The organism is uncultured Tateyamaria sp. (genome assembly GCF_947503705.1).
GTDB lineage: Bacteria > Pseudomonadota > Alphaproteobacteria > Rhodobacterales > Rhodobacteraceae > Tateyamaria.
The window spans coordinates 93,181-113,640 of record NZ_CANNES010000013.1; the positions used below are offsets into that span (position 1 = coordinate 93,181).

A 20,460-nucleotide genomic window follows, 5' to 3' on the forward strand; every position below is an offset into this window, starting at 1 on the left:
CGAGAAAGGAGCCTGATGACATGAGCCTCACAATGTTCCAGGTGGATGCTTTCACCACTCGGGTTTTTGCGGGCAATCCTGCTGCTGTTCTGATCATCGACGACTGGCTAGACGACCAAGCAATGCTGGCCATCGCGCAAGAAAACAACTTGGCCGAAACTGCCTTTGCCAAGCCAACAGGTGACGGTTTTGGTCTGCGCTGGTTCACCCCGGTGCACGAGGTTGAATTTTGCGGGCATGCTACATTGGCAACCGCACATGTCCTGTTCGCGCATTATGGCGCGACCGGCGATCTGTCGTTTGACACACGGGTCGGGCGCCTAAATGTGCGTCGCAACGATCGTTGCTATGCCCTTGATCTGCCTGTATTCCCTCCGGACCGGTTGGGGGCTAGTGATCCGGATTTGGCACTGCTTTTGACACAACCACTGGTGGCCACATTCCGCAATTTCGAGAACTATTTTGCGGTGCTGCCGGACGCGAACACACTGCGCACCCTCGCCCCGGACCTTGCCAAAATCGAAAGCCTCTTTCCGTTTGGGCTCTGTGTCACCAGCCCCGGGGACGGTCCGGACTTTCTGTCGCGATACTTTGCACCGGGCGCTGGCATACCGGAGGATCCGGTGACAGGGTCAACCCATGCAACGCTCGTGCCGTATTGGGCGGACCGCCTGGGCAAAACTTCCCTTTCCGCGCATCAAGCCTCGCGCCGTGGGGGCGATCTTGCGTGCAGCCTGACCGGTGACCGCGTGACCCTAGAAGGCAATTGCGTGACCTTTATGAAGGCCGAGGTTTATCTGCCGACTTAGATCCCGTGTCACCGTCAAGGTAGTCATATTTACCTGACCCGCGGCACCTTCCAAACGCCGCCTAGTGATCGGGCTGGACGTCACCTGCCGGAATTGCAACTCTATCGTGAGATCGTTGACATTTGACATGCAAACCACAAACGCCGCCACGCCATGACACAAAATCGCCGACAATATGGCACGGCCCCGTCCACAGTCGTTGTGCTTCATGGTGGTCCGGGCGGCGCGGGCGAGGTTGCACCCTTCGCCGAGGCGCTGGCCGGTTTAGGACACGACGTTCTGGAACCCTTTCAGGCAGCCATGTCCGTGGATGCGCAAGTTGCAGAACTCCACAGCCAGATTTCGGCGTATTGCACGGCGCCTGTCACACTGATCGAGTGGTCCTGGGGCGCCTGGCTGGGATGTTTGTTTGCCGCGCGGCATCCTGATGCCGTGCAAACCCTGATCCTTGTAGGGTCGGGGCCGTTTGAGGCACGCCATGCCGAAGCAATCAGGCATACCAAAGCCGCGCGGCTAACAGCCGAGATGCAAGCAGAACTGGGCACCCTGCGCCTCGAACGGGGCAATCCAACCCATGTCGCACGGTTCATTGAACTGTCAGATGTCGCGGATACCTATGCCAGGGACCAATCCCCGCCCCCGGTTGTTCATTTCGACGAACGTATTCACGCCGCGGTCTGGCAGGATGCCAAAGCCTTGCGCCAAAGCGGTGCTTTGCTGAAGGCTGTTGGAACCATCCGCTGCCCCGTCACCGCAATTCATGGCGATTATGATCCGCGTCCGGCCGAAGGAGTTTCGGCCCCGTTGCTCCGTGTTTTGCCGAATGCCACATTCCACCTGCTGGCCAATTGTGGACACAAACCTTGGCAGGAGGTGCATGCCCGGGATGCGTTCTACCGGTTGATCAAGGACGCCATTGGCTAGACCCACAAATCGCGCGCTGTCCGAGGAAAAGCTCAGCCGTTGATCGGCCTCAGCCGCCTTGGTTCGGGTCGGTACGTGATTGACCGCCATATGTGAAGGTGCGCACGTGATCGGGGACGCCCACATGGCTCAGGTTGCGCGGATCAGCGATGGGTGCGCCCACTTGGGTCGTGACCGGGATGACGCCCGCCCAGATGGGTAGGTCATAGTCCTGCTCATCGTCCACAGGCCCACCAGTACGGACCTTTGCGCTGCCTTCTGAAATGGGCATGCACAAGACCGTTGTTGCCTTGATATCCTGTGGGCCGTCCGGCCTTAGTTCGTCATACCGCCCCGGGAACAGACCATTCACAAAGTGACGCAGTTTCTCCAGTTTTTCTGTCGGGTCCTCCACCTTTGAAGCGGTCCCAAAAAGTGTCACGGACCTCGAATTGACCGAGTGATGCAGGCCCGAGCGGGCAAGCACGAAACCGTCCAATATCGCGACAGACATGCAGACAGCCGCACGGGTGGAGTTACGCAACGTGCGGCTGGCGGCAGACCCATGCCAGTAGACATGATCGCCTTCGCGCCATTGCAGGGTTGGGGTCACGAGCGGTTTGCCATCAATTGTGTAGGCAACGCTGCACATGGGCTGGGCATCGAGAATGCCGTAGACCGTCGGCCTGTCGAACGCGCCACGCTCGTGATATCTGCGCAAGCGCGACATGTCAGTTTTTTGTAAGTCTTCCACCATCGGTTTTTCCATCTGCCTTCAATGTGGTTCTTATTTTGGCAGGATTAATGCGGCTTCTCTACGACCACTTTTCAGCGAAATGGCAGAACCAAAACACTACATTCTCGGCACCATTCACGCCGTCAGCACATTTTTGCCCGTTGCGAGGGACGTCGAGGATCACGCACGCAAAGCCGACGACATTGGTGTTGCAACCCTGGTTTCAGGGCTTTGCCCATCCGCCATTTCGTAGGAGTGTGCAAAGAGCAGCGGCTTGTCGCTTGAACCCCCATGAACACATACGCTAGCCTCACAGGCGGCGATCACGAATAGCGTCACTTGCGCATGCGCCCCTGGCTTAAGCCACGTGCAATACGACCATACGGGCAGGGCAAACCGACATCATGAGTAACCTGGTTTTTCCGAATGCTGCCGCCATTGCGCGCCTGCGGGACACGGTTCGCGAGAGACTGTCGGTATCGCTTCTTCATTTGGTGTTTGACGTTTTCGCGCCCGATACGCCTTCGCCTGTTACAAGGGTGGAATTAACCGATCTGGTCCTGAACGAGGAAGGGTTTCCAAGCGCTGTGGTGTTTGCGTTGCACGGGGCGATGGTCAGAGCCGCGTTGAAGGACGACATGTCTGTAGTGCCCCGTCTGCTCGGCATTCTGGGCAGGTTACTCGACCGTGACACACGAGAACCCGAGACAATTGCCTTAGCTGCGTTGTCCGATGCGGCCCTTCATGCTGACGATACCTATCTGCTCCAGGCCACCTTTGCGGACGATGTCGGAGTGACGACGACACTGGTGGGACCATCCGCCGAAAGCGTAAGCCGGTCCGAGGCGCTGATGGCCGAAGCGCTTGCAGTATTGGAACGCACCGCTCCCGACTGGAGCGCAGAGCTGCCGCTGTTGTCCAGGCAAGTCTTGCTTGCAAAGCCCGCCTCCCCAACTGATCGCGCCTTTGGCGGGGCTGCTGTCTTTGACGCCTTTGGAGCGGTATTGATGAATCCCGACGGATGGCACGATCCGTCCACCGTTCTCATGGCCTTGATCCACGAAGCGTCCCATCAGCACATGTTTCTCTTTCACCTCGACGATCCGGTTCTGAAGAACGATGCGGCTGCGGTGTTTACGTCTCCGCTGCGGGCAGAACCGCGCCCAATGGAGGGGGTTTTTCACGCGCTCTGGGTCTCTGCCCGGATGACGGTGGCAGCCGATGCAGTGCTGAAATCGCCGCACCGACCGACTTGGGCCAGCGCCTTGCGTTCTCATCAGGTCGCCGCGTTGCAGAGCTTTCGCGACTGCGAAAAAACGGTGGCAGAGCACGCGGATCTGACGGCTTTGGGAGCGAAATTGTTCCAGGATGCGCGAGACGCCGTTGATGCCGTTTGAGCCCCGAAACATAGGCGAGCTTATCGCAAGCCTGGCTTGCGACGACCCAACGGCCTTCGCGGTTGAGCAGGATGGCCACCGTCATTCCCGCGCTGACATCTTTGAGGGTGCGACCGGCCTGGCCCAGTATTTTCATGATCAAGGCATTTCGCATGGTGCTGCCATCGGTCTGGTTCCGGTCAACCGGCTGAGGTGCATTCAGGCCATGATCGCCCTGTGGTCGGTGGACGCGGCGGTGTTGTTTCTCGATCCGCGCCAAACCGGGCAAGAGTTGGATACGGCACGCATGGCCGCAGGCTTGGATGCCATCTATTCGGATGCGCCCAGCATGGCGAAACGAACGGATGTGCAAATCTTCCCCGAACCCACTGCTTGTTGCGACAACCGCGGATCCCTTTCCTTTTCACCCGGATCAGAGCACCGGGATGCATTGATCCTCTCCTCTTCCGGCACCACGGGAGTGCCCCGGTTTCGTCGCCAGTCCCATACCGCGATCCTCAACGGAATCGCGACCTCGAACCGCATTCTGAACATCAACGCTCCCCTGCCCCACATCAGTGTAGGAAGCCTCAGCTTTGGCGCGGTTTTGATGCACTGGATCAAGCTTTTGATCCACGGTGTTCCCATTCTCAGCCTGCCTTTGCTCTATCGTCCGATCGACTTGCATAACGCGTTGTCGCGGGTGGAGTTCGAGGCAATCGGCCTGCCACCCGTTGTCATCCGGGACCTCTTGGCCTTTCACAAGGACCGTCACCTCGCAGACGGCCCCGTTTACCCGCATATCCGCCGGATGGGATCGGTGGGCGGGCCGATTGCGCCGAACGATCTGGTGCGCGCGTTTCAGATGCTGACCCCCGGCGTCATGAACATCTATTCGATGTCCGGCGTTGGCGCGGTGTCTGTTCTGGAGGGGTCGGACATCCTGACGAAATCGAAGTCCGTCGGAAAACCGCTTACAGGTGTCACGGTTCGGGTTGAAGATGATGCGGGGCACCCCCTGCCGCATGGGCAGGTCGGCCACCTTGTCGCAACCGCCGACTGGATGACCGACGCGCAGCCTGTGCGCACCGATGACATGGGCTGGATTGACGCCGACGGTTATCTTTTCGTCGCGGGGCGTGCGGGCCAGGTCGCATGCCGCAATGCGATCAACATCAATCTGCGTGATCTCGAGCAAGACGTGAAAAGCCTGGACTGGGTGCGTGATTGCATTGCCTTTGCCCTGACAAACGGTCACGGGCCGGACGATGCGATATATCTGGCCATTGAGGCGCGAGGAAGTACAGACGCGATGAAATCAGAGCTGAAACGGGCGATATCACCGCAACGCAGACCCGACAAAATCCTGATCAGCCCATCGCTTGCGCGCAATGCCTCGAACAAGCTTTCATTGCGTGTCTTGCGGGCGATCGCCGAAGGAAAGGAACAACGCTTTGTCGACTTCTGATCATGTTTTGCAGGCGGTGATCCGCGCGTTCCGGCGCGCCTTCCCCGATGCCCACATTTCAGGGCAAAGCGATTTCTTTGATCTGGGCGGCGACTCTCTGGCGTTGATCAGCTTATGCACTGATCTGGAAGGTGAATTGAGGATCGACGTGGCCCCCGCAAGCCTGCTCTACCACCCAACGGTCGAAGACTTTGCCGCCGCCATCGGGGGAATGTCGGCCCAGCGCACCGATCTGAACGCATCAAACTGACCAAACAACTCTGCACATACCTCATCGCTGTAGTACTGCCCGTGGCCAGTGTGCAAAACCTCACGACGGTAGTGGGAGAACAGTTGGATCGCGCGGTTTTGACCCGCCACGGCGTCTCGGCGAAACGGATCATTCAACGGATCATTCAACGGATCATCTTCGCCATAGAACAACAGCGCCGGTCGCCCGGTGGCAATGTCAGGCAACATGCAATTGATAAGGCAAAGGTGCCCCACTCGGATACCATTGCCGGGCAAGAGCGTGCTGAGTTGCATCGCCATCCCTGCCCCTTGGCAGCTTGCGCCAATGTCGAACTGCCGATTTGGGAATGCCGCGCGGATCTGAGTGCTGAGGTATTGCGTCAACTGTAACCGAACCGCGCTAAGGTCCTCGCCCTCTGGGACGATAAGGTGGGACGAGCGGGAAAAGATAACCGGTTGGTCCGGGCCCAGTATTCTCGCAAGATCGGTTGCTTCGTGCGAGGCGTTGAAAATCCATAGCAAAGGTGATCGCGCTCCGTCCTCATTCAGGACACGCAGAATTCCCTGCTCATCGATTGGGCGGCCAGCCCACGAGAACATCAACCTTTTCTGTGGGATCAAGGGGTCGATGCTGGACATGGGGCGAGTGGTCTCATAGCTTGGCGTAACCGCAACGTGCCGCCATGTTTGAAAGGGATACGCATGCCAGTCAATTCGGAAAAACTGTTGCTGCTCAAGGGAACGGATGCAGCGCGCACTCCGAAAGTTGGTAGCCCGATTGAACCACCGACACCAAACCGCGTTGACGCCCTGTCAGACAAAGCCGCTGATGCCATATCAGTGAACGCAAGCGCCGCACAAGACTAAGCCATGGCTGCACGTGCCTGAGGCGTGCAACCCGATGGTTTTCGGGCCAGTGTTTAGGCGCGTTTGGGTACGGCCCTGTCTGGAACGGGAGGTTTTCTAAAACAGTTCGATATCGTCGCTGAGGCCTACGGTTGTCGTCACTCCTTCGAGGACAACAAAGCTGCCGCCGCCAAAGTCAAAAACGATATCGCCCGAGCTTTCGCTGGCAAAAGCGGCAACCACCTGCGCCGTTGTGAGACCACCCCCCCAAAGCGCATCGTCAAGTTGCAGAGTATCGCCCTCTGCGCCGTTGAAATCGGTGATGATCTTGCCCCCACTGTTTTCCATGATGAACACATCAGCCCCCAGGCCGCCGGTCAAAACGTCATTGCCGAAATTGCCATTCAGCACGTCATCGTCTGCCCCACCAGACAGGGTGTCGTTGCCAAAGCCGCCCGACAAGGTGTCGTCGCCGGCCTCACCCAAGAGCAGATCACCTTGCGATCCACCCGCAATATCGTCGTTGCCCTGCCCACCCTCAAGCGTGTCGGCCCCGGCTTGGCCCCACAGCGTGTCACTTCCCGTTCCGCCTTGCACTAGGTCTGCCCCGGTGCCGCCACCCAACAGATCATCATTGGCATCGCCCATGACAGTGTCCTGGCCTCCACCGCCATAAAGCGTGTCAATACCCCCGCCACCGTTCACAGTATCGCGGTTGGCACCAGCACCAGAAAAATCGTTGCCATTGCCGCCAGAGATGGCGTCGTTGCCCGATGACCCCCACATGGTGTCGTTGCCACCCCCCCCGTTGATGGTGTCGTTGCCCGATCCGCCACCCAACAGATCGCTGTTTTTGCCGCCTGTAATGGCGTCGCTGCCCGCGCCGCCAAACATTTCGTTAAAACCGCTGGTCGCCGAAAGACTGTCATTCCCGCCGCCACCATAAATCGTGTCGTTGCCCGACCCGCCCATGCTGGTGTCGTTGCCTGCCCCTGACAGGATCAAATCATCGCCCGCGCCCGTGGTCAGCGTGTTATTGGCCGAATTGCCGGTAACGGTGTCGTTGCCCTCACCGGTTATCAGGTTCTCAATAACCGTGCCCAACGCAATCCCGAGGAGGCCGATGCTCTCGCCAATATCCGAGAACGTCCCGCCATTCAGGTCGATCCGGGCATCCACGCCAATCCCCAAATAGCTCAGATCCAACAGATCGGTGCCGTCACTGTCATACAGCGTCAAGGCCACCGGATTGCCGCTCGCGTTCCCTATCGCGGTGTCTGCGACCATGGATGCAAAAATATCATCCAGATAGTTGCCAAGGTTCGACCCCAAGCCATAAACCGTGTTCCCCGCCGTTGCCGATCCGGCCCCTGCTGCGCCGTAAAAATCCTGGATCGCGAGGATGTCCACCATCATCGCGGTGGTTACAAAGCCATAGGATGCATCCACCGTCGGGTTCACGTTTTGCGCAAAGGACGACATGACTGACAACTGCCAGCTGTCATTGGTAAAGATCGCATCCTCTGGATAGGACCCTGTACCAACGTAGTTGCCCAGATACCCAAGGCCAAGTGCTTGCCCGAACTGCTGCACATAGGTCTGGAACGGCAGGCTACCCAGCGACGCGCCAAAGACACTGACCAGAGCGCTGGACACGTTGACCTCCACCCCTCCTGCAAACTGACTGGCACCTATCCCCGGAAAACTGGCATAGGCCCCGTTTTGTTCGTCATCGATCGTGATCATCTCGCCCGACGTGACGGTCTGAAATTCGAGGTCCGCAACCATCTCCCACGTTTCCATCGCCCAGAGGGCAAGCTTTTGTCCCTCGGCTGTGAGCGCGCTGATGTTCACCGTGATCACGTTCGAGGATGAGGTGTCGAAGGTGTATTCCGTCCCGCCGGTGTAGCCCGACTGCAATTGGGTCACCATGTCCTGCAAGGTCCCCAATGTCGGCGGCGGCGGTGGCAGGTCATCGCTCACCTGAACCGTATAGCGTCCGGTACCGCCATCCGCGGAGGTTACTGCGATGTAGTAAGTACCCGTTGTGGTGGGCGTGAAGACCACTAAGCTGTCGCGGCCGATCCCGTCGTTGTCGCTGGATGTCAGGCTGCCGTTGAAAGTCATCAGGTCTCCCGATGCATCAAGAAGCTCAAGAAATGGGTCAGCTAATGTGCCTAGACCACCACCGCTGTCCACACCAAAAAGGTCGATAGTATACGATACGCCTGCTGTCAGTTCGACGGCGATCAAGTCAGCGTCCGACGGGCTTGCAATCGTCCCAATAAAGAAATCGCCCGGCGCAATCACCAGATTGTCAAAGATGGCATTGGCGGTGTCGCCGTCTTCAAGGATGGTCGCATGATCGGGCAAAACCGGGCCAAAGATATCAGCATCTTCTTCTCGCTGAATCGGATCAAAGGGGGAAGAGGTCGTGTTGGTGGCGCGCATGGATCAAATTCTCTTTTGGCTTTATGCAGGTATCTTAGGGGAAACCGAACAAAACCCGTAACAAAAATGTTCCAAGATCGAGGCGGCCCAAGCGGGCCGCAACGGTCGGAATGCTTTCAATGTTTCCGTCATCCATACGGTGCCGGATCGAGAGAACCCGAGGTGCGTGCCGGGATAGAGCATCAGGCCAAGCCGTTGAAACCCAAAATACAATCCAGGCGGGAATATCTGTGCGTATTGCATCTAAAGCTGACATTCCCGCGCGTAGGCGTTCGAAACCCAACTCAATCCTAGGTTAAAAGCAGTGTTTTTTAATTTGGGTTTCTGGTGCTAGGCTCCCGCCTGGGATGAATGGGGAAATGGGTTGAACCCTCCGTACCAAATAAGAGTTTTTGGCGCGTTTCGGTTTGTTGACGCAAATGGGGAAACCCTACTCATTTCGAGCAAACGCTCGAAATGTCTTATTGTTGCGCTCTTGTTGTCGCCAGATTTGTCGCGCGACCGTATGTGGCTGCAAAACCTGCTTTGGCCAGACCGGCCCCGCGAAAACGCGTCTCTCAGCCTGCGGCAGGAATTGCGGAACTTGCGAAAGACGCTGAGCGACACGTTCATCATTACCGAAGCCTCTCGATTGCGGTTGAACCCGGCCTGTATTGCAAATGACCCGTTCGATGAAAGTGATGCTGGTCAGGAGCTGCTGGAAGGTGTTGCGCCGCCGGGCGCTCTTGGCCAATGGGTAAAGGATGTCAGAGAGAATTGGCGCGCCCCCAACATTTCGGGTGGCACGCCTGGTTTTGTGCCGAAGGTCGCCTTTTCCAGAACCAACGAAAGCAACAGTGATCGCCAATCGGGGCTTGTCGTCTCAGATCTGATCGCCAAGGGCCTCAAAGACTTTGGGCGCGTTGAAACCGTAGACGATACATCACAGGCCGATGATGACCGGTTCCTCAAGTTCTCGATCTCACAACTGCATAGTACATCCGGCACATCCCTGCGGCTTGCACTGATTGAACAGCCCCAGGACCGGCTGCGCTGGTCGGCGAACTGGCATCAACTGCTCTCAGATCTCGGGGCCTCGGGTGACACAGGAGAAGAGACGCGCACAAAATTCTTTCAATTGGCCTACCGCGCCCAAGAAGCCGCCGAGGACGCACTAGTCGATCTTGTTGGTGCAAACCACAAGGTCTCTGCCCTTGTGCTTGCTTTTCAGGCGCTGCGCGACGTGTTTTCGATGGACCCGGTGCGGGTAGCGGAGGCCGAGCAGATGCTCGACCTTGCTTATGAAATGGAACCGGGGGCAGCCCTCCTGGCCCTCAAGGGGTTGCTGCGCACAAACCAGATATACGAGCGCACAACGACGGATTTGGACGCGGCCAAGGCAGAGGCGCTTGACTGCGTGCGCCGTGCGCTCGCACTTGAGCCGGAAAACGGCCTTGTGCGGGCGCTGTGCTCAAACACTGTTGTGGCCTTGGCGGGGGACACGCGCACAGGTGGCGCGTACGCACGCGAGGCGATTGATCTGAACCCGTCAAACCCATTGGCCTGGTCCACCTTGGCAAATGCGAATATTGCCGAGGGGCGTCTGCAAGAGGCCGCTGATGCAGCCGCGCGCGCGTTGGAAATTTCGCGTTTTTCAAAAAACCGACATTGGTGGGAAATGAATTCCTGCGTTGCCGCCGTCGCCCGTGGTGACTTTGCCGTCGCATTGGAGCATGCGCGGATCGCCCATTTCCTAGCCCCTGCGTTCAAGCCACCGCTGCGGTTCATGGTTTTGCTGTCTTATCAAGCCAACGACCATCGAGCATTCGAAGAGGCCAAGCACAAGCTGATGCAGCTTGAGCCCGATTTCGACGAACGACATTTTTCGGACCCGGAATACCCAACCAATTCTCTTCGCGCCGCTGGCCTGACAAAGATGAAGAAACTTTGGATTTAACTAATTTCTAACGCCGCACGGGCGCAGGACTCTGACACACGCAGTTCAGCAACAATAGGGAGTAACACATGTCGTTAGCAGCTTATGTGGGCCATGGCGGCCATGGTGGTCACGGTGGTTTTTCAGGGCCGGCAAGTCCTCTGTCGGGTACAAACCCCGCTCAGATTGGTGAATTCGGCTATAACTTTGCCAGCGCGCCACACAGTCCAATGCTGTCGAATGCGTTGCGCGTCGCGCGTGGTGCCATCATCCGCGACGGGCGCACCGAGGTCGACGGTGACAAGTTCCCCACCGCCGAGCCCAACAGCTCAAGCCTGGAACACCTCGACATGTATCCCCGCTCGGCTGTTGTGGATTGGGAGCTGTTGTCGGGTCTGGACCTGGCAACACATCTCAATGCGGATCCCGACCAAGAAGGGGATCGCGTCATTCTCAGCCACCGCACAACTGATGGGACGACAATGCCGTTCCTTGAGTTGATAGCGCCTGGCCGCGACGTATTCGCAAAGCAACTGGTGCATGTGGGCGACGCCGCGGGCGAGCGTGAAGAACGCTTTGACGAAATCAACATACAACTGGCCGACCTGTTGAGCTTCTACACCGGATTGACCTTTATCCACCCCGCCCGCCAACCCCATGTGATGGAATTTGTCCGCTCGGCGCTGCGCTTTTGCGTTCTGGTGGAGTTTCGCATCAAACACGCCTTCACCCGCCCGCGCCCGGTCGCCTTTTCCTCATCCGTCATGCCGATCATTCAGACGCCGTCGCACAGCACATTGCCCAGCGGACACGCGACCGAGGCGTTCTTTCTCGCAACCTTGTTCAAGCATTTCTACAGCACCTCTGGTGCGGGAGACGCAGACAAGCATGCAGGGTTTTGTAACGAAATGGCGGTGCGCATCGCGCACAACAGAACCGTTGCTGGCGTCCATTTCCCTGTGGACAGCGCTGCTGGTGCGGTCTTGGGTACGGCGCTGGCCAATTACGTGCTTGCACGGTTTTCTGCCAACGGAACTGACGAAAGCCAGCTCAAGAACCAAAAGTGCGACACCCGCAAATACGGTGGAGCGCGGTTTGATTATGCCGATTATGTGGAACTCGCGGCCCAGCGACAGCCCTTGGACAGTTGCGGCCCGATCCTGTCAGACGTTCAACCGGCAGAAGGCGTCACTGGTATTGCCGAGCATCCGCTTGCGCTCAATCCGCAATTGAATTGGCTTTGGGGAAAATGCGTGACCGAGCTGCAGCACAGCCAATATACAGAAGACGATGGCTGAAATGGCGTGGAGAGAAAATGCGCCCCCGCCCGTTGACACCCTGGCTCTGTCCGATTTCCCGCAAGCGCATTGGTGGTGGCTGCTGGATACGCAAAGCCCGGGCCGTTCTGTCGCGGGCGATGCCACAGGCCTGCTGCTGTCCGCTGCCAGCTTGTCCGACTTTAAGGAGTTTGACGCCTTTGACGAAGTAACGACCTTGTTTCAGGGTTTTGGCCCTGATGCAGCGCAGGTGGCTTTGACTGGCGGTGCAAACCGCGCCTTTCTGAGTACCCTTTCTGCGCCAGCAGCTGAGGATGGCCCGAGCTCGGGAGTGGCTGAGATAGACCAGTTGCTGGAGGTGTTGACGGGCAACGAAGACCTTATAGTTCCCATTTTGCCAGGCCCTGCCCAATGCGACCCGACAACCGGGCACGACACCGTTGAACTCGCAGAGGAAGAAGACGTCAGTGTCATTGTCGGCATCATCGACGATGGTATTGCCATCGCGAACAGTGTTTTTCGCGTTGAAGAGGGCGGCGCGCACAAGACGCGCGTCGTGTCCTTGTGGCAGCAAGACGCCAAATGCGCCAAGACCAGCGCCAATCAGCCCTTTGGCCGGATTTTGCGCAAGGACAAGATCAACCAAGCGCTCGAAGACGCAACAGTTGCGGGGCGGATTGACGAGGTAAAGTTTTACCGTGATCAGGATCTTGGCATGGGCGGTCGTGCCCCCGGATCGTTCCGAAACAATGCCACACACGGCGTTCACGTCGCCGGGCTGGCCGCCGGTACAGTCGCCCAAAGCCCCGGCACGGTAGATTGCATTACCGAAAGTCCTGAGAAATTCCCCATCGTAGCAGTAAATTTGCCGACCTCCATCGTCAGCGACACCTCGGGCAGTTTCATGGCCACCGCCGTGATCCTGGGATTGCAGCATATCCTCGAAACGGCAGACGCCATCAGTGGTGACAGGCCAGTTCCGGTTGTGATCAACCTAAGCTTTGCCTTGCTCGGCAGCGGGATGGGTGGGGCCAACCTGATTGCACAATATATCGACCAAGCGGTCGAGGCATGGCAATTGCGCGGCAAGACCCTGATCGTCGTTTTGCCTGCCGGCAACAACTTTCAGGACGACCTTGTTGGCACGCTGACCGTGCCGCCCAACTCGACCGGCACCGCTGAGTTCGAAATTGATTACACAAACGAGACGTCCACATTTGTCGAGTTTGTCGTCGAAAACACCAAATCGCTCTCTGCGGCTTCGGACGTGCGTCTCGAACTTCGCTCCAGCGAGCAGGGCGTCGTGCGCGCGGCTCCGGCAGGACGTGCGCGTTTGCGCAGTTCCTTTTACCTGGAAGATGACAAGTCCCAGATTACGGCAGGTGTTTATTACGGCTTCCATCTGGATGGGCCGATGCACGGCACCAGCATGGGCGCAGCCACCGGGCGCGAGATCATTACCCTCGCCTTGCCACCCAACAGGCCATCAGACGGCGGCAGGCCCCTCGGTGTTCATGGCAAATGGACTGCAACACTTCACAATTTTGGGGCGACACAAGCCAACATTACTGTCCGTATTCTGCGCAACGACGATCCTGTGGGCGACAATGCCCGTCAGACTGCGCGATTGCTGGACAGAAAGGACGGTGATCACCCCACCTGCCGGATCACCCAAGACTACACGCTGAACGCCATCGCCAAAAGCGCTGCGGCCGTTGTGGTTGGTGCCTCTTACGTCGACGACGACGAAATGGCGCCTTATTCCTCCTCCGGTCCGATTGTGCCCCTGGGGGGGGCTGTCGCCATTGCTGGTGTCGACCTTCACGCGCCGGCCGACCGCAACGCCGGAACTCCTGGGCTGCTTGGGCCAGGTGCCATTTCGGCGTCTCAAAACGGCAGGGACAAGGCCATGTCCGGCACCAGTGTGGCGGCGCCCCTAGTCAGCCGGTGGTTGGTCAATCACTTGAGCGCCAATAACACGGCGACGCATGCCGAAGCAGTTCAGTGCCTGATGCAAGCCGCAACGCGTGCACCGCTGCCAAACCAAGGGGATGGAACGCGGACCGGCATTGGCGGCTTGCCCAAGCGATTGGCGGGGACACGATCAAGATAACAGGTTTTGGGTGTGGGCGTTTGCGCCCGGACCCACCAAGCGTTGTAATTTCCCGATAAAAACGGCACCTGCCGCAAACAGGCGCGCCCTGCACTTGGGTGCCGGCCGCAGAGGAATTGAACGCGCCGACAGCGCAGAACACCAGCACGCCCCTATTATCTCTCCAGCACTCTCCAACTTTTTAACTGGAATTTAACGCCAGCCCATAACCCGTCCACCGTATCGAGGACGGGTGACTTGAGGTGATGGACCAAGATGAAAACGGGGGCTTTCATGAAAATTTCTGCGTCTGCGCTGCTTTTGTCTGGCTGCTCCGTCAACGGATTTGGAACCGTAGATTACGACGTATACGAAAGCGACGGCGCGATAATCGAACGGTTGGAAGCCGCAGGCTTCCATCTTGATACCCAGCGGGACACATTCAGCCTGTCCTTTGGTTGGTATGCAAGTACCCGGATCTTTGAAAAGGACTGCCTGGGTCAGGCGCCATCCTTGCGCGATCTGCCTCCCGAACTCAATTTTCGCACGCTGCATGGGGTTGGTATGTTCGCCAACGCGACCGAGCTGGAATTCGCACTTGGAATTTCGGAGCGGTTTCGTCTGCGTCCAATTGACGGCCAGACCTCTGGCTTTCGGAAGATCGCATTTGCGCCAGAAAATCCCAACCAAACCAAATTTGAAACCAACGAAGAACATAACTGTGGAAGGCGTTTTTGATGAGGAAAAGCAAATGGATCGTCGTTGCAGGGCTTGTAGGCGCCTGCGCGCCACAAAACCTGTATGTGGCACATGACACCGTTGTTGGCGTGAATGCCAAAGTGAGTGCAGATCGCCAACAGGGACAATTGGTCGTTGGCTATGATCGGGATTTCGTCACCATCGTTCCGACCAGCGTCGAGGCCGCGAACGGTGATCGTGACGCCATGGCGTTGATCAGCTGCACCGACCTCGAAGTGCAGAGCATTTATCTCTCCAAATACACTGACATCACAATCAGCGGCGCAGCCGCCACGGCATTTGGGGAACAACTGAATTCCGGCAGCGATGTCTTTGACTGCAACGCAATTGGCCAAGCGGGGGAATGAACTGATGAAACGCACAATAATTGCAGGTCTCACCTTTGCCGTATTGGCTTTGTCCGCGTGTGATCGTGGCCTCGTTTATGGGGAACGCACCGGATTCAATCTTGCGGTCCGCGCAGATCCCGCAAATTCCGCCCCCCTCGAAGTCAACGCTGGCTTGCAACGGCGTGTGGTGGGTTCGATCCCCCCCACCAGCCGCGACGCCGACGGTCGGCCTACAGGAGACGCCGTCAACATGGTGTCGCGCTTTGGCCTGGAACGAACGCCGGGCGGCACGGGCGAGTTCGGCGCAACGGTTCGCATCAGCACCTCATTTGCCTCAGGAGGTGCCGCGCGCGCCATTGCGGGCAAACCAGAGGTCGTGCGCGCGGTCACCAACGCCCCCGTGATTACTCTTTCAACCGATGTCGATAAACGCGCGCTGGACACCAAACTCTTTACGTTCACGGGCCAGTCGCTGGAAAACACGCAACGGTATTTGAACCTTGCCGAAGAAGGCGGGCTGACGCCCCGAGCGGGCGAGACACCCGTGGCACGCGCGCTGGATATGATCAGCAACCCGGCCAATGCGACCGTGAACGCAAAAATTGCTGAACTCCTCAACCTATAAGGATTTTTGTCATGACCAATGAAGTGCTTTGGACAATCACGAATGCGGGGTCTGAAATGCTGCCCGCGCTTCGCAACAACTGCTCACTCGAAGACGGAACGCTCCTGGAGACCGAAAACTGGGACGGCACCTTTACGACCGTGTGCATGCGCGACCTGAAAGACAGCCCGGCAACCGCCGCCCGAACGCGCGCCACCAGCGAGGCCGCAAGCGCCAAATCGACTACAATCCCAGGAGCGTCCTTTGCAGGAACGCCAGGAGAGATTTCGACAGCGTCACCCGATAAACGCTTTACCGATCTCGGCCACCTTCACCCTATTGTGCGCAAGGGCGTTCAAGCGATCCAGGAACAGCTTGACGAGGAAGGCATTCCAATGCGTGTCTTCGAAGCGTTCCGCTCGCCCCAGCGCCAGCAGATGCTTTATAACAAGGGACGGACGACTGCTGGCTCAAAGGTCACGAATGCGAAGGCTTTTGAATCCTATCACCAATACGGTATGGCCGCAGACTTCGTACGTTTTGAGGACGGCAAGTGGAACTGGAATACTCGCACATCGCAACAGCGGGCAGAGTGGAAACGGTTTCACGAAATTGCCCTGAAGAACGGTCTCGAACCGCTCAGTTGGGAGATGCCGCATGTCCAGATCGTAGATGTTGAGCTGACCGAACTGCGTAACGGTCTTTACCCGGATGGCGGCGACGAAAGCTGGGTCCAGGCCATGGGGGATGCGGTTTCGGGTTGGTCCGGCAGTTTCCGTCCACCCGTGCCCACAAGCGCAGAACGTCCTACGATGGCGTCCCCTTTGATTGGGACATCAGGCGGGAGACCGGCGACGGGGTTTGGCGGGGCGCTGAACTGGACATCCAGATTTGGCGGCGACGCCTGGGCCTATGACAAACAAGGGTTTTACACACGCGACCATACTGGAAAGCTCAAGAGCTGGCGGACGCCCGGCGCGCCCATCACGGTCCAAGAGGTTATGGCCAAGCTTGGGACGCAGATCAGCGCGTCTTCCGCCAAGTACGGCGTGCCGCCTGAACTGATTATAATGACCATCGCCACCGAAACGGCCGCCTACCGCAAGGTCGGTTTTACCGGCACAAGAACGTTCCGTTGGGAGCAAAGTTATACCGTCGGCGCAACCGGCAATCCTGCGTTGGATGGTAAGGAAAAGGGCGACTACAGCGCAGGTCCAATGCAAGTTCTGAGTGACACGGCACGTTGGATGAACAACACCAAATCCCTGGGCTATGACAACGACACCACCTTCAAGTTTTTCAAGAACAAGCCCAGCAAAGTCCCTGCAGATGTCGGCCTCTATGATCCTGCGACATGTATCGATGTGGGCACAAGTTACATCAAGCACCAGATGGCCTCTACCGATGGCAATCCGCTGCTGGTCGCGGCGGCCTACAACGCAGGCAGCCTCAAACCATCAAGCAAGAATCATTGGCGCTTGCGCAGCCACGGAAACCACCTCGACCGCGCTGCCGAATGGTACGGCGACGCCTGTTTTGTGCTCTATGGGTGATCTGAAGCGGCCATCGGCGGACACGTCGGTGGCCGTGGATTACCTACGCCGCGCGTGTTGAAAGTACTCCACCTGAACTGTTTCAGCGTGGCTTGTTTCTGGATTAGACAGCGATTTGACGGTGTATCTGACTGTCGCATCCGCTCACATTCGTCGACAATATTCAGTCCACGACGCTACTCTGCGCTTAGTTCAGGCGCGTGCAGACCGTATGATCCCAACAACCAACGCAGTCCAAAACGTCAGCCGCGAAAATGATACACCGTTCGTAGGAAAAACACTGTCTGCTGGACTGAGTGAAAGTTTAATGGTGCCCCCACACGGCGCCAGCATACCACCATTTTCATATCAAAATCAAATACTTAAACAATCTCTGAAATCTCGGCCCACCTTTTGGCCCCCAATTGCTCGATTTGTGAGCGATACGTGAAGCGCGACTCTTGTTGCTGTCAGGGTATCGACGGGATGGGCGACAAAGCTCAAAAAGCACATATTAGGGCGATCAAACAATTTGCTGGGTTTTTGAAGCGATTGGGGGGCAGGCCGGACGCTTACATTAAATCTACAAAACAATGGTTTCAAAACGCACTGTGGGCAAGAGGTATCCCCTTGCCCACGATTTGTACGCCCAATCAGAGACCGGAAAAGCTGCTGTCACCATGGAAGCTAGCGTGTGCGCTCACCGGCGCGTCGAAGCCTGGTTTTCGTTTTCTTCTCTTTAGTCTTTCGAGAAGCTCATGGATCAAGCGAATGATCCAAATGATATCAAACCAATCGACTTCATCTGGAACGAAGGCTTCACTAACCGTACTAGCATACATTCTGTTTCTCCTCTCTAGTTGATGATGCATTGCAACTCGTGCAACTGCGCCCTAAAGAGCAGCAGCTGAGTGCAGTGCCGGGTTCAGTCGGAACAACTATCGCCCGGATAAACGCTGCATTCAGTGCCAATCGTTTACAAGAGTATGTACGGTTGAAATTTTCTCCCCAAGAAGATGTGGATAACTCAAAAAGATTTAATCTTTTAATTTCAAAGCTCTGCGTCCGGCCTGCATTTCCTAGCGTTTCCTAGTGTTGAAAGCACTTCCTAGCGCTTCATAGTTACTACCTATGCGGTAGGGAGCACTTATGAAATGAGCGAGAATTCTAGTGGCGAGGTTGATTCGATAGAATCAGAGATTCAGAAGCTCATCAGGGACCAAGGTCGAGAAAGCGTTCTTGTCCGTCGCTTGCAGCTTTACAAGTTTTTTCGAGCAGCGCGAGCATTTGGCTACCTAGGTAGTTTTGACAGTCAAACGGCCAGTTTCGATCCTTTGCTTGCAGAACTGACAGAGAAGATGCGTGCCGACCAAAGCACTCGTCGTTTTTCGGCAAGGCGGTTCACGGAGTTCAACTACCGTTCGATTGATAAGTTCAGCCTATCGACGAAATACATTGATCCAATCCGGCAACATATGGTCAACCTCAAAACCTTTAACAAACGCTCTTACAGTGATCTACGTCAGCTTTGGCGGGACACTATGGGTGTAGATGCAGGATATCAGCCTCACTTGTACAGAAGGTTTTCTCGCTACGGTGTTCCTCGAACGGTTGCGAGCAATTGTCGACTTCTCGGCGACTACCTGCTCTTCACGGCAGACGTACCGGGCTACGCCATGCCAACGTTCGTGAGATTTTATGTTCATGAAACTGGAGGAGTTCGGTGCCTATGTCTGCGCCTTGATGACCTTAATCATAGGATCAGCAGCAAAGGTTGGGCCATCAATCAGCAAAACTCCCAAGTGCATGTAACTGGCTACCTTGAAGAAAGGCGAGCGAAGGGGGAGGTAGTTTGCGCAGGTGGTACAATGTGCCTAACTGTATCATATGATGAGCGCCATCATCTGACACATGCTTTGGATGACATAATTACTCAAGCTCTCGTAATGTTTTACTATGCGCCTTACACCCAAGACCCGATAGCTTCGCGAGGTATCTTGGTGCGGTTGAAGGGCTTCGAAAACCAGGGCGGCCGGTTCAGTCAACCAAAGGAAAAACGAAACAGGGCAACCTTTTCGTTACATACTAAACTGGCTAATAAATTCGGTCGCCAGTTGACTCTGAAGCAGTGCTCTAAGCTCCTATCTCGCGTATCGGGCTTGCCAGTAGAATTCTTTATGCAAGATGACGGAGCGCAAAGCATCTTCAATAACTACCCCAACACGTCCGCAAATGTGAAACAGCTGCCAATCGCGCCTCTATCTATACAACCACCGCCGAAACATCCTGGATTCTATCCAAAAGCTGATCTGTTTATTGATGCGAATAACCCTCCCAAAGAGTTTTCAGTCCGCAAGAGATGATCCTGTCCTACGATCCTAGCTAACCAAGGCCAAACTGAACGGCATTAATCCCCAAACATGGCGCGCCGACACACTCTCCCGCATCCCTGACTACACGATCAACCACGTCGATGACCTGCTACCATGAAAAAGTGCATCATAGGGGCGGTCAGGCCGGACGCATCTGGTACATATATCATGAATTACGCACCAGTCCTCGCTTAGATTGTTTGTTGCGCGCTGCGTAACGGCATTCCCATCCAACAAGTGATATGTTCTTTTGCGCAAATGCATCAGTTAAGTATTGATCGAGAATACTCTAAGGGCCAAGTCAAGCGCGCCGGACACCTATTGAGCGCAAGAGTGCAGCGATCCCCGGATGTTGAAGCCGCGTTTCGGGTCATGCACAACTGGCGCTTTCATCATGCCTACCCAATGGTTCGAGAGCGCGCCAAGCTCAACAAATTGGCTAAAGGAGTTGGGGGTTTCACATCAGGACGGGTGAAGCGGATTTCATCAATCCGGAAGAAACTTGCGCGCAGCACCGTTGAACTACATCAAATGCAGGATCTTGTTGGTTGCCGTGCCATCTTACCAACGATGGACGACCTCAGGGAGGTCTTGAGCAAGTACCAAAGTGAAGAGACTGGAGGCAATGTTCGCCGTAAGACGGACTACATAGAGAATCCGAAGGATAGCGGATACCGGAGCTTTGAATCGCTCCGGGTTTGTCGGAGACCATCAACTTAAGTAAGGATGATGGTTATGACAAAAAGCAAAATGGCAAATC

At 56.6% G+C, this 20,460-nt stretch carries 19 protein-coding genes; 16 read left to right on the plus strand and 3 right to left on the minus strand.

Features of this window, described 5'->3' with window-relative positions:
- The first annotated feature begins 20 nt into the window (after positions 1 to 20).
- Entirely contained in the window at positions 21 to 809 is a 789-nt protein-coding gene (locus Q1A44_RS20120) for a PhzF family phenazine biosynthesis protein (protein WP_299628842.1), read from the plus strand.
- A 153-nt stretch (positions 810 to 962) separates the two neighbouring features.
- Positions 963 to 1,733, plus strand: coding sequence for an alpha/beta hydrolase (locus Q1A44_RS20125; protein WP_299628844.1), 771 nt, complete (start codon positions 963 to 965; stop codon positions 1,731 to 1,733).
- 49 nt (positions 1,734 to 1,782) lie between these two features.
- Here Q1A44_RS20125 and Q1A44_RS20130 read toward each other — a convergent pair whose 3' ends face one another.
- Positions 1,783 to 2,442, minus strand: coding sequence for a pyridoxamine 5'-phosphate oxidase family protein (locus Q1A44_RS20130; protein WP_299628846.1), 660 nt, complete (start codon positions 2,440 to 2,442; stop codon positions 1,783 to 1,785).
- Positions 2,443 to 2,852: 410 nt separating this feature from the next.
- Between Q1A44_RS20130 and Q1A44_RS20135 the strand changes: the two genes are divergently transcribed.
- The 4 genes from Q1A44_RS20135 to Q1A44_RS20150 all read left to right on the plus strand — a co-directional run bounded on the left by Q1A44_RS20135 (position 2,853) and on the right by Q1A44_RS20150 (position 5,913).
- Entirely contained in the window at positions 2,853 to 3,845 is a 993-nt protein-coding gene (locus tag Q1A44_RS20135) for an HEXXH motif-containing putative peptide modification protein (RefSeq protein WP_299628849.1), read from the plus strand.
- Positions 3,817 to 5,292, plus strand: coding sequence for a class I adenylate-forming enzyme family protein (locus tag Q1A44_RS20140; RefSeq protein ID WP_299628851.1), 1,476 nt, complete (start codon positions 3,817 to 3,819; stop codon positions 5,290 to 5,292). The genes Q1A44_RS20135 and Q1A44_RS20140 overlap by 29 nt, the downstream gene beginning before the upstream one ends.
- On the plus strand, positions 5,279 to 5,542 hold the full coding sequence (locus Q1A44_RS20145; protein ID WP_299628853.1) for an acyl carrier protein: 264 nt from the start codon (positions 5,279 to 5,281) through the stop codon (positions 5,540 to 5,542). The genes Q1A44_RS20140 and Q1A44_RS20145 overlap by 14 nt, the downstream gene beginning before the upstream one ends.
- Before the next feature lie 98 nt (positions 5,543 to 5,640).
- The gene (locus Q1A44_RS20150) at positions 5,641 to 5,913 is read left to right on the plus strand and encodes a hypothetical protein (protein ID WP_299628856.1); all 273 of its coding nucleotides are present in this window, start codon (positions 5,641 to 5,643) and stop codon (positions 5,911 to 5,913) included.
- A gap of 573 nt (positions 5,914 to 6,486) precedes the next feature.
- On the opposite strand, the gene Q1A44_RS20155 is transcribed toward Q1A44_RS20150, so the two are convergent.
- Positions 6,487 to 8,820, minus strand: a complete 2,334-nt coding sequence (locus Q1A44_RS20155; RefSeq protein WP_299628858.1) for a M10 family metallopeptidase C-terminal domain-containing protein — start codon at positions 8,818 to 8,820, stop codon at positions 6,487 to 6,489.
- A 475-nt stretch (positions 8,821 to 9,295) separates the two neighbouring features.
- On the opposite strand from Q1A44_RS20155, the gene Q1A44_RS20160 reads away from it, so the two are divergent.
- The 7 genes from Q1A44_RS20160 (at position 9,296) to Q1A44_RS20190 (ending at position 17,349) form a co-directional block, all read left to right on the plus strand.
- On the plus strand, positions 9,296 to 10,756 hold the full coding sequence (locus tag Q1A44_RS20160; protein ID WP_299628860.1) for a hypothetical protein: 1,461 nt from the start codon (positions 9,296 to 9,298) through the stop codon (positions 10,754 to 10,756).
- A 68-nt stretch (positions 10,757 to 10,824) separates the two neighbouring features.
- On the plus strand, positions 10,825 to 12,033 hold the full coding sequence (locus tag Q1A44_RS20165; protein WP_299628862.1) for a phosphatase PAP2 family protein: 1,209 nt from the start codon (positions 10,825 to 10,827) through the stop codon (positions 12,031 to 12,033).
- Position 12,034: 1 nt separating this feature from the next.
- Positions 12,035 to 14,125 (plus strand): S8 family serine peptidase, encoded by a 2,091-nt coding sequence (locus tag Q1A44_RS20170; RefSeq protein ID WP_299628864.1) that lies wholly within the window; start codon positions 12,035 to 12,037, stop codon positions 14,123 to 14,125.
- Positions 14,126 to 14,398: 273 nt separating this feature from the next.
- Positions 14,399 to 14,842 (plus strand): hypothetical protein, encoded by a 444-nt coding sequence (locus Q1A44_RS20175; RefSeq protein WP_299628866.1) that lies wholly within the window; start codon positions 14,399 to 14,401, stop codon positions 14,840 to 14,842.
- On the plus strand, positions 14,842 to 15,210 hold the full coding sequence (locus Q1A44_RS20180) for a hypothetical protein (protein ID WP_299628868.1): 369 nt from the start codon (positions 14,842 to 14,844) through the stop codon (positions 15,208 to 15,210). Before Q1A44_RS20175 ends, Q1A44_RS20180 begins: the two co-directional genes overlap by 1 nt.
- A gap of 4 nt (positions 15,211 to 15,214) precedes the next feature.
- Positions 15,215 to 15,817, plus strand: a complete 603-nt coding sequence (locus tag Q1A44_RS20185; protein WP_299628870.1) for a hypothetical protein — start codon at positions 15,215 to 15,217, stop codon at positions 15,815 to 15,817.
- An 11-nt stretch (positions 15,818 to 15,828) separates the two neighbouring features.
- Positions 15,829 to 17,349 (plus strand): D-alanyl-D-alanine carboxypeptidase family protein, encoded by a 1,521-nt coding sequence (locus tag Q1A44_RS20190; protein ID WP_299628872.1) that lies wholly within the window; start codon positions 15,829 to 15,831, stop codon positions 17,347 to 17,349.
- A 632-nt stretch (positions 17,350 to 17,981) separates the two neighbouring features.
- On the opposite strand, the gene Q1A44_RS20195 is transcribed toward Q1A44_RS20190, so the two are convergent.
- Complete coding sequence (locus tag Q1A44_RS20195) at positions 17,982 to 18,170, minus strand: hypothetical protein (RefSeq protein WP_299628874.1); 189 nt, start codon at positions 18,168 to 18,170, stop codon at positions 17,982 to 17,984.
- A gap of 312 nt (positions 18,171 to 18,482) precedes the next feature.
- On the opposite strand from Q1A44_RS20195, the gene Q1A44_RS20200 reads away from it, so the two are divergent.
- The 3 genes from Q1A44_RS20200 (at position 18,483) to Q1A44_RS21930 (ending at position 20,420) form a co-directional block, all read left to right on the plus strand.
- Positions 18,483 to 19,691 (plus strand): hypothetical protein, encoded by a 1,209-nt coding sequence (locus Q1A44_RS20200; RefSeq protein ID WP_299628876.1) that lies wholly within the window; start codon positions 18,483 to 18,485, stop codon positions 19,689 to 19,691.
- Between the two features lie 34 nt (positions 19,692 to 19,725).
- The gene (locus Q1A44_RS21925) at positions 19,726 to 19,818 is read left to right on the plus strand and encodes a transposase domain-containing protein (RefSeq protein WP_366942618.1); all 93 of its coding nucleotides are present in this window, start codon (positions 19,726 to 19,728) and stop codon (positions 19,816 to 19,818) included.
- 287 nt (positions 19,819 to 20,105) lie between these two features.
- Positions 20,106 to 20,420 (plus strand): RelA/SpoT domain-containing protein, encoded by a 315-nt coding sequence (locus tag Q1A44_RS21930; RefSeq protein WP_366942619.1) that lies wholly within the window; start codon positions 20,106 to 20,108, stop codon positions 20,418 to 20,420.
- Positions 20,421 to 20,460 lie beyond the last annotated feature (40 nt).

What these genes read in the sequence shown, in the direction of transcription:
- Q1A44_RS20185 (WP_299628870.1), top strand. Translation starts at nt 15,215, where the DNA reads ATGAAACGCACAATAATTGCAGGTCTCACCTTTGCCGTATTGGCTTTG.
- Q1A44_RS21930 (WP_366942619.1), top strand. Translation starts at nt 20,106, where the DNA reads ATGGTTCGAGAGCGCGCCAAGCTCAACAAATTGGCTAAAGGAGTTGGG.
- Q1A44_RS20155 (WP_299628858.1), bottom strand. Translation starts at nt 8,820, where the DNA reads ATGCGCGCCACCAACACGACCTCTTCCCCCTTTGATCCGATTCAGCGA.
- Q1A44_RS20180 (WP_299628868.1), top strand. Translation starts at nt 14,842, where the DNA reads ATGAGGAAAAGCAAATGGATCGTCGTTGCAGGGCTTGTAGGCGCCTGC.
- Q1A44_RS20125 (WP_299628844.1), top strand. Translation starts at nt 963, where the DNA reads ATGACACAAAATCGCCGACAATATGGCACGGCCCCGTCCACAGTCGTT.
- Q1A44_RS20130 (WP_299628846.1), bottom strand. Translation starts at nt 2,442, where the DNA reads ATGTCGCGCTTGCGCAGATATCACGAGCGTGGCGCGTTCGACAGGCCG.
- Q1A44_RS20175 (WP_299628866.1), top strand. Translation starts at nt 14,399, where the DNA reads ATGAAAATTTCTGCGTCTGCGCTGCTTTTGTCTGGCTGCTCCGTCAAC.
- Q1A44_RS20165 (WP_299628862.1), top strand. Translation starts at nt 10,825, where the DNA reads ATGTCGTTAGCAGCTTATGTGGGCCATGGCGGCCATGGTGGTCACGGT.
- Q1A44_RS20200 (WP_299628876.1), top strand. Translation starts at nt 18,483, where the DNA reads ATGAGCGAGAATTCTAGTGGCGAGGTTGATTCGATAGAATCAGAGATT.
- Q1A44_RS20140 (WP_299628851.1), top strand. Translation starts at nt 3,817, where the DNA reads ATGCGCGAGACGCCGTTGATGCCGTTTGAGCCCCGAAACATAGGCGAG.
- Q1A44_RS20190 (WP_299628872.1), top strand. Translation starts at nt 15,829, where the DNA reads ATGACCAATGAAGTGCTTTGGACAATCACGAATGCGGGGTCTGAAATG.
- Q1A44_RS20195 (WP_299628874.1), bottom strand. Translation starts at nt 18,170, where the DNA reads ATGTATGCTAGTACGGTTAGTGAAGCCTTCGTTCCAGATGAAGTCGAT.
- Q1A44_RS20120 (WP_299628842.1), top strand. Translation starts at nt 21, where the DNA reads ATGAGCCTCACAATGTTCCAGGTGGATGCTTTCACCACTCGGGTTTTT.
- Q1A44_RS20135 (WP_299628849.1), top strand. Translation starts at nt 2,853, where the DNA reads ATGAGTAACCTGGTTTTTCCGAATGCTGCCGCCATTGCGCGCCTGCGG.
- Q1A44_RS20170 (WP_299628864.1), top strand. Translation starts at nt 12,035, where the DNA reads ATGGCGTGGAGAGAAAATGCGCCCCCGCCCGTTGACACCCTGGCTCTG.